7 protein-coding genes are annotated in these 7,993 nt (G+C 54.2%); 5 read left to right on the top strand and 2 right to left on the bottom strand.

Annotated elements, in window-relative coordinates:
* The coding region (locus G5358_RS19260; RefSeq protein WP_421324726.1) for a lyase family protein at positions 1-689 on the bottom strand (689 nt) is incomplete at its 3' end.
* A gap of 442 nt (positions 690-1,131) precedes the next feature.
* Here G5358_RS19260 and G5358_RS19255 point away from each other — a divergent pair.
* Entirely contained in the window at positions 1,132-1,608 is a 477-nt protein-coding gene (locus tag G5358_RS19255) for an FxsA family protein (protein ID WP_421324725.1), read from the top strand.
* A gap of 47 nt (positions 1,609-1,655) precedes the next feature.
* On the opposite strand, the gene G5358_RS19250 is transcribed toward G5358_RS19255, so the two are convergent.
* Positions 1,656-2,990, bottom strand: a complete 1,335-nt coding sequence (locus G5358_RS19250; protein ID WP_254204302.1) for an MATE family efflux transporter — start codon at positions 2,988-2,990, stop codon at positions 1,656-1,658.
* Between the two features lie 260 nt (positions 2,991-3,250).
* On the opposite strand from G5358_RS19250, the gene G5358_RS19245 reads away from it, so the two are divergent.
* From G5358_RS19245 to G5358_RS19230, 4 genes are all read left to right on the top strand, one after another.
* Entirely contained in the window at positions 3,251-3,544 is a 294-nt protein-coding gene (locus tag G5358_RS19245; protein ID WP_005340573.1) for a co-chaperone GroES, read from the top strand.
* A gap of 44 nt (positions 3,545-3,588) precedes the next feature.
* Positions 3,589-5,223, top strand: a complete 1,635-nt coding sequence (gene groL / locus G5358_RS19240; protein ID WP_005341224.1) for a chaperonin GroEL — start codon at positions 3,589-3,591, stop codon at positions 5,221-5,223.
* A gap of 104 nt (positions 5,224-5,327) precedes the next feature.
* The gene (locus tag G5358_RS19235; RefSeq protein WP_216952894.1) at positions 5,328-5,828 is read left to right on the top strand and encodes a molybdopterin-binding oxidoreductase; all 501 of its coding nucleotides are present in this window, start codon (positions 5,328-5,330) and stop codon (positions 5,826-5,828) included.
* A gap of 23 nt (positions 5,829-5,851) precedes the next feature.
* Positions 5,852-7,783, top strand: a complete 1,932-nt coding sequence (locus tag G5358_RS19230; RefSeq protein WP_216952895.1) for a putative bifunctional diguanylate cyclase/phosphodiesterase — start codon at positions 5,852-5,854, stop codon at positions 7,781-7,783.
* Positions 7,784-7,993 lie beyond the last annotated feature (210 nt).

The following is a 7,993-nucleotide window of genomic DNA, read 5'->3' as shown; positions in this document are numbered from 1 at the left end:
ACTTCCAGCAGCAGCTCCTGGCAACGCTTGATGGATTTGATCTCTTCGCGCAGGGTGACGGCGAAGGCGTGGAACTCTTGACCCAGGGTCATCGGAACCGCATCTTGCAGCTGGGTACGGCCCATCTTCAGGATCTTCTTGAATTCTTCTGCTTTGGCATCAAAAGCGGCAATCAGTGCTTCCAGAGCATGCAGAGTCACGTCAGTGCTGTTGACCACAGCAACGCGGAAACCGGTCGGGTAAGCATCGTTGGTGGACTGGCACTTGTTGACGTGGTCGTTCGGGTTGATGACGTCGTAACGGCCTTTCTCCAGACCCATGATTTCCAAGGCGATGTTGGCCAGTACTTCGTTAGTGTTCATGTTGACGGAGGTGCCGGCGCCTCCCTGGTAAACGTCGACCGGGAACTGGTCGAAGCATTTGCCTGTGTTCAGCATCAGGTCGCAGGCTTCTACGATCTTGTCAGCAATTTCAGGACGGATGGTACCGAGCTCGCCGTTTGCCAGTGCAGCAGCTTTCTTGGTCAGCACCATACCGCGGACAAATTCCGGAACGTCAGAAATCTTCTGAGAGCTGATCTTGAAGTTCTCGACAGCGCGCAGGGTGTGCACACCGTAGTAGAGATCATTGGAAACTTCTTTGGTGCCCAGCAGGTCTTCTTCAATGCGGACGTTCTTGATGTCGCTCATTGTAATGCCTCAGAAATCAGATAAATGGAAAAATCCTCACCGAGTGGTCGCGAGTTCCTTGCGCACAGCTCATCCTGAAGCACCACACATCGAGTGGGGCGGTAGGGAGAGTGACCTCCCGAAAAACTAATCAATATACTACTCCAATTGAGGTATCGGTTATTAGAGGTGGATCACTAAATTTGCGACATTTTCAAATTACTTTGAGGAAAGTACACATATGTTATGAAGTTTTTATCGTGATGATTTTTATATATTTTTGTGACTTTTTGCTGGTTTTTTAGATTGCTGATGACGTAGGAGTCAGTTGACCAACTTGAAAAAGGGGGGACGGCCCCCATTTATTCAGGGCAGAAAGTGGTGATGACGGGGCGGCAAAATCGCCTCCGGCCATCGTTGGATGGGCGCCACTTTTTCTCAATTTACCGGTGCTGGAGTGGATATGGGCAAGTTGTTTTTGTTGTTGGTGGGTCTGGTTGTGCTGGAGCTCACCGTGATGATCGAGGTCGGCTCGGTAATCGGGGCGCTGCCGACTGTCGGCTTGCTCATACTGACTGCGGTATTGGGCTCCTCGCTGGTGCGCAGTGAAGGGATCAAGACCCTGTTCAGCGCCCAGCAAAAGATGCAGATGGGCGAGATGCCGGGCCGCGAGGTGATGGGGGGCATGATGCTGGCGTTGGCGGGCCTGCTGCTGATTATCCCGGGTTTCGTGACCGACATTTTCGGTGTGCTGTTGCTGCCACCCTGGCTGCGCAACAAACTGGCTGACAAGCTGATCGGCAGCAGCCAGTTCCGGATGCAGATGGGCGGTTTCCAGCGTACTCAATCGCCGTTTGGCAACGCACCGTCCGATGATCATCTGGGGAACGCCAAGCAGGGCGGCACCACCATCGAAGGCGAATTTGAGCGCAAAGAGTGAGCGTAAAGAGTAATCGACGAAACGAAAACCCGAGGTGAGTGACTGAATCAGGGTTTACCCTGATGGCACAACGCCTCGAAGCGGTGTCGGGCATACCACCATGCGAGGGTGCCCGCCGCCAGATTGGCCAGCAAGATCCCCAGATATATCCCCTGTTCTCCTCCCAGCTTTGCCCCCAGCCAGGCTCCTGGCAACAGAAAACCAAACAGCCTCAATCCGTTGAACAAAAACGAGATACTGGATGCTCGCACGCCATTGAGTGCCGAGGCCAGCAGCATCACCATGCCCTGAAAGCCGTAACCGATCGGCACCAGATGCAGATAGAGAATGATGAGGCGAATGACCTGCGGATGATCGCTGAACAGATTGGCGATGAGTGGCGCCAGTAGCCAGGTCAGGCCATAGATGGCGAGCTGGAACAGCAACGCAAACCTCATGCAGCTTTGCAGCGCAGCCTTGGCGCGGGCCGGATTGCCAGCGCCGCAGTTTTGCGAGATGAAAGGGGCCAGTACGGAGGCGAGGGCCATCATCACAATTAGCAACAGCGCCTCGACCCGCGATGCGGCGCCGTAAGCGGCTACCACCTCGGTACCCAGGCCAGCAAAGATCGTCATCAGCACCGCATTGGCCAAGGGGTTGAGCATATTGGTAAAAGAGGCGGGGACGGCGACATGGAGTAACGCCCGCCAGTGGGACAGCAACCGGGCCCGCGGCGAGAGGCGCCACAGCAGCAAGCCTTCCCGATGACGCAGGATATAGAGGCTGACCAGCATCGCCATCAACCAAGAGATAGAGGTGGCGATGGCGGCCCCGCGGATCCCCCACTCGGGAAAGGGGCCGATGCCGAAGATCAACAGAGGATCCAGTACTCCGTTGACCAACCCGGCTACGGCCATCACCAGACTGGGGGTTTTGGTATCGCCGGTCGCCCGGATGGCGGCATTGCCCACCATGGGCAGCACCAGCATGGGGACTGTGAGATACCAGATCAGCATGTAGTCATGGATGAGGGAGATAAGCTCGGCACTGGCCCCCAGCAGAGTAAACAGGGGTTTGATGGTGAGAGCGCCCCCCGCGGAGAGCAGGGCCACCATGAGCACCGCCAGAAACAGGCTGTCGGTGGCGAGATGGGCCGCCTCATCGTGTTTGCCCTGCCCTAGGGTATGACCGATCACCGCTGACAATCCGGCGCCCAATCCCATCGCCAGCGAGGTAACCACAAAAGTGACGGGAAAGGTAAAACTGATGGCGGCCAGAGCTTCGGTTCCCAGCATACCGATAAAAAAGGTATCGACCAGATTGAAGGCCAGAATGGCGATGATGCCGAAGATCATGGGGCCCGTCATCTGGCGCAGTACGACCGGAATAGGGGCAGTCAACATGGGGTTGGTGCGGGTCAAGGGCTCGTCTCTACAGCTGGCTTTGAAGGTTCTGGCATCGAAAACGGGCGGCTTGAACCGACCTTGCACCAGGGTGCAGACATGGCTGAACCATCGAAGATGTTTATAGTACGTGAAAAAATTTTTTTTGTATTTGCCCTTGAAGGGTTAGCAACTCTGCCCCACATCAGGGACATATCTAATTTGGCCTGGAACGGCCATTCCTCAAAGCAACAATGAGACTCATTTTGGGAGAGTTATCGATGAAAATTCGTCCACTGCACGACCGCGTCATCATCAAGCGCATCGAAGCTGAAGCCAAATCTGCCGGCGGTATCGTATTGACGGGTACCGCGGCCCAGAAGTCCACCCGTGGTGAAGTGCTTGCCGTGGGGACTGGTCGCATCCTGGATAATGGCGAAGTCAAAGCGCTGGCCGTGAAGGTTGGTGACAAGGTGATCTTCAACGAAGGCTACGGTGTGAAGACCGAGAAGCTGGATGGTCAGGATGTCCTGATCCTCTCCGAAACCGACATTCTGGCGATTGTCGAAGAGTAATCCATCCTCCTTTTTCCCCGAATTGATTTAAGGATTGAAGAAAAATGGCTGCTAAAGACGTTAAGTTTGGTAACGAAGCTCGCATCAAGATGCTGGAAGGCGTCAACATTCTGGCCGATGCCGTCAAGGTGACCTTGGGTCCGAAAGGCCGCAACGTGGTGCTGGACAAGTCCTTCGGCGCCCCGACCATCACTAAAGATGGTGTATCTGTTGCGCGCGAAATCGAGCTGGAAGACAAGTTCCAGAACATGGGCGCCCAGATGGTCAAGGAAGTGGCTTCCAAGGCGAACGATGCTGCGGGTGACGGTACCACTACTGCAACCGTTCTGGCTCAGGCCATCGTCAACGAAGGTCTGAAAGCCGTTGCCGCCGGTATGAACCCGATGGATCTGAAGCGCGGTATCGACAAGGCAGTGGTGGCTGCCGTTGCCGAGCTGCAGGCGCTGTCCCAGCCGTGTGCTGACAGCAATGCCATCGCTCAGGTGGGCACCATCTCCGCCAACTCCGACGAGAAAGTGGGCAAGCTGATTGCCGAAGCCATGGACAAAGTGGGTCGCGATGGCGTCATCACCGTTGAAGATGGTCAGGGTCTGGAAGATGAGCTGGCAGTTGTTGAAGGTATGCAGTTCGACCGCGGCTACCTGTCCCCCTACTTCATCAACAAGCAAGAGACCGGTTCCGTTGAACTGGACGACCCGTTCATCCTGCTGGTTGACAAGAAAGTCTCCAACATCCGCGAAATGCTGCCGGTGCTGGAAGGTGTTGCCAAAGCGGGCAAACCGCTGTTGATCGTTGCCGAAGACGTAGAAGGCGAAGCCCTGGCGACTCTGGTGGTCAACACCATGCGTGGTATCGTGAAAGTGGCAGCCGTCAAGGCGCCTGGCTTCGGTGACCGTCGCAAGGCCATGCTGCAGGATATCGCCGTACTGACTGGCGGTACCGTCATCTCTGAAGAAGTTGGCATGGAGCTGGAAAAAGCGACGCTGGAAGATCTGGGTCGTGCCAAGCGCATCGTCATCACCAAAGAGAACACCACCATCATCGATGGCGTGGGCGATGCCGGTGTGATCGAAGGTCGTGTTGCCCAGATCCGTCAGCAGATCGAAGAGACCTCTTCCGACTACGACCGTGAGAAGCTGCAAGAGCGCGTAGCCAAGCTGGCTGGCGGTGTTGCCGTGATCAAGGTTGGCGCAGCCACCGAAGTCGAGATGAAAGAGAAAAAAGCCCGTGTGGAAGATGCCCTGCACGCTACCCGCGCCGCCGTTGAAGAAGGCGTGGTTGCCGGTGGTGGTGTTGCTCTGGTTCGCGTTGCTGCCAAACTGGCTGGTCTGCGCGGTGACAACGAAGACCAGAACGTCGGTATCAAGGTTGCCCTGCGCGCCATGGAAGCCCCACTGCGTCAAATCGTCATCAACGCCGGTGAAGAAGCCTCCGTCATCGCCAACGCGGTGAAGAATGGTGAAGGCAACTTCGGTTACAACGCTTACACCGAGCAGTATGGCGACATGCTGACCATGGGTATCCTGGATCCGACCAAGGTCACCCGCTCTGCCCTGCAGTTCGCCTCTTCTATCGCCGGCCTGATGATCACCACCGAGTGCATGGTGACCGAGCTGCCGAAGAAAGATGCTCCAGCCATGCCTGATATGGGTGGCATGGGTGGCATGGGCATGATGTAATCATCATCCCGGCTCTGTTTGAGAAACGGCTCGCCTTGGCGGGCCGTTTTTTTATATCTGACTAAACTGAGTCTGTTGATAGCAGAAAAGTGTAAGGGGGAAAGATGAAGGTGCTTGGATGGATAACTCTGCTGTTTGCATTGATTGCCATGCCGCTTGTGGCTGCCGAGGCCCTCAAGGGGCCTGTGATCTTGAAAGTAAGCGGCAATATCAGCTCCCCAGATGAGGTGGACGGCAAAGTGCTTTTTGACTTGGCCACGCTGCAGGCGTTGCCGCAATATGAGATAGTCACCAGCAACCCTTGGGTTGATAAACCTCACAAGTACAGAGGGCCCAAGGTAGCGGACGTGCTGGCCGCAGTGGGGGCTAATGGCAAGAGCATAACCTTGACAGCATTGAACAGTTTTCAGATCCGCATCAATTGGGACAAAGTTGCCAAGTATAACCCTATTCTTGCTTGGGAAGATGACGGGGTAGCCATGAGGGTCCGTGACAAGGGGCCGCTCTGGTTTATGTTGCCGCTTGATCAATATCCGGAGCTGAAGCGCTCTGAATATACCGACATGATGATTTGGCAGCTGGACCTGATAGATATTCAACACTGATAAAAGAGTCACGGGAGCACGGGGTGAAAGGAAAGACCAGGGCGTGGGCACTGCTCGTCATTCTGTATGTATCCATTCTGTCGTTTACCGGGAGCACCCTTTATTGTCTGGTTCAGCTCCAGAATGCGACCAGAGCGATGGAGAAATATACCTATGATGTCTCCTGGGCGCTGATGCAGCTGCAGCTCGAGTTGGGGCGTTTCCTCAGTGCTGTAGAGGTCTACCATTATGGTGGAATAGAGCACAATGACCTGATGTTGCGCTATGACATTCTTTGGAGCAGAACCCCCATCCTGTTGAGCGGTCAGTTGCGTAAAAGCATGCAGGATAAGCAGAAAACCTTGCGCTTGGTGCAACTGATTGAAAACAACATTCGCGATATAGAGCCTGTCATTACCAAGCTGCAGAGCGGAGACTCTGTCTACCAGCAAATAATGATGCGCCTAGCCCCCTTGCAGGAGCCTTTATCCTATGCACTAGCTTCCGTTATGCAGAAGAACATCAACATCTACTCAGAGAATGATCGCCATTTTGGTCAATTGCGTAATGCTCTGCTGTTGATGGTGTCGGGGTTGGTTATCTCGGTTTTACTCCTTAGCTTGCTTCTTGTATATGAAGCTCGACGTCACTTTAGGGCAGCAAGGCGTGACCCGTTGACGGGTCTCTCCAATCGGGTGGCATTGCTGGAACGGATGGAGCTCTGTGCCACTCAGGAGGTACCTTTCGGATTGGTATTGGTCGATATCAACGACTTCAGAGATATCAACAGCAAGTTTGGTTATGATGCGGGCGATTTTTTGCTCAGTGAATTGGCCAGACGGATCAGATTGCTCTGTGAAGAAGGGGAGTGGAGTGGTCGGTTGGGTGGCGATCAATTTGCCATTATCCAGCGTGGTAGCAGCGATCTGCGTCAGGTCAGGGAGCTGGTAGCGCGACTGCTGCACGTTCTGAAGCAAGATATCGTCTATGATAACTATCCCTTCCGGCTCGAGGTGGGGATCGGGATTGCCTTCTATCCGATGGACAGCGATAAAACACAGGAGTTATTGAGTCGTGCGGAACAGGCTCTGTTCCATAGCCGCAAGACCCATGTCCCCTATGTGATTTACGATAACTCCTTGCTCAACGAGACGGCGCGGCGCAAGCATTTGGCCTCGGACATGATCATGGCGCTGGAACACAATGCGTTGGAACTCTATTACCAACCCATCGTCAATCTCGAGAGTGGCCGTTGTGAAGCTGTCGAAGCACTGCTGCGCTGGCGGCATCCGGAGCTGGGCTTTATTCCGCCAAACGAAGTGATCATGGTGGCTGAGGAGTTCCAGCTTGCCGAGCGTCTGGGCGGCTGGGTGTTGAACACCGCTTGCGAGCAGCTTTATCAGTGGCATCAGTTGGGTATGGTCGACCTGCAGATGTGCGTGAATATCTCGCCGGGCATGTACCAGCGCAATTTGCTCAAACTGGTGGCCAAGGCATTGATGGAGAACCACCTGCCAGCCAGCAGTCTGGTTTTGGAGGTCACTGAAGATACCACCATGCGCGAAGTGAAGAATTCGCTGCAACTGATGCAGGATCTCAATCAGCAGGGTGTGTTGTTGGCATTAGACGATTTTGGGACTGGTTATTCATCTTTGAGTTATCTGCAAAAGCTACCTGTGAGCAAGGTGAAGATTGACCGCTCCTTCATACAGGGCATTGATACTTCCATGGAGGCATCCGAGCTGGTCGCCAATATTTGCCGGATGGGGTCCATGCTGGGCAAGAGTCTGGTGTGTGAAGGGATTGAGACACAGGCCCAGTTGGATGTGCTGCGATCCCTGACCGATATCCACTTATATGGACAGGGCTATCTGTTCAGCCGGCCAGAACAGGCGGAGAAAATCTATCAAACCTTGCTGGAGATGGAGGAGCTTTGGCTGGCGCGTCAACAATCGGAAATGGCTTATATGAGTTGAGAAGAGGCTTGCCTGTCATCTGGCTCCATAATGTGTGATTTAGCTCGAATTTTCTTCTTGTTGTTTGTTGTTTGAACGGTTGTGCGGTTTTATCAAAAAAATATGCAAATTACCCTTGCCAGAAAGAATCGGCTCCCTATAATGCGCCTCCATCGACAGGGCAAGCGGCAACGCAAACAACCTCGTCGATAACCTCGAAAAGCCTTTGAA

The organism is Aeromonas sp. 604176, assembly GCF_049170755.1.
Classification (GTDB): domain Bacteria; phylum Pseudomonadota; class Gammaproteobacteria; order Enterobacterales; family Aeromonadaceae; genus Aeromonas; species Aeromonas veronii_A.
Note: the sequence above shows the minus strand (reverse complement) of the source record. Positions and strands in the feature narration are given on the sequence as shown.

Coding starts and splice junctions, on each gene's coding strand:
- G5358_RS19255 (WP_421324725.1), top strand. CDS start 1,132: ATGGGCAAGTTGTTTTTGTTGTTGGTGGGTCTGGTTGTGCTGGAGCTC.
- G5358_RS19250 (WP_254204302.1), bottom strand. CDS start 2,990: ATGTTGACTGCCCCTATTCCGGTCGTACTGCGCCAGATGACGGGCCCC.
- G5358_RS19245 (WP_005340573.1), top strand. CDS start 3,251: ATGAAAATTCGTCCACTGCACGACCGCGTCATCATCAAGCGCATCGAA.
- groL (WP_005341224.1), top strand. CDS start 3,589: ATGGCTGCTAAAGACGTTAAGTTTGGTAACGAAGCTCGCATCAAGATG.
- G5358_RS19235 (WP_216952894.1), top strand. CDS start 5,328: ATGAAGGTGCTTGGATGGATAACTCTGCTGTTTGCATTGATTGCCATG.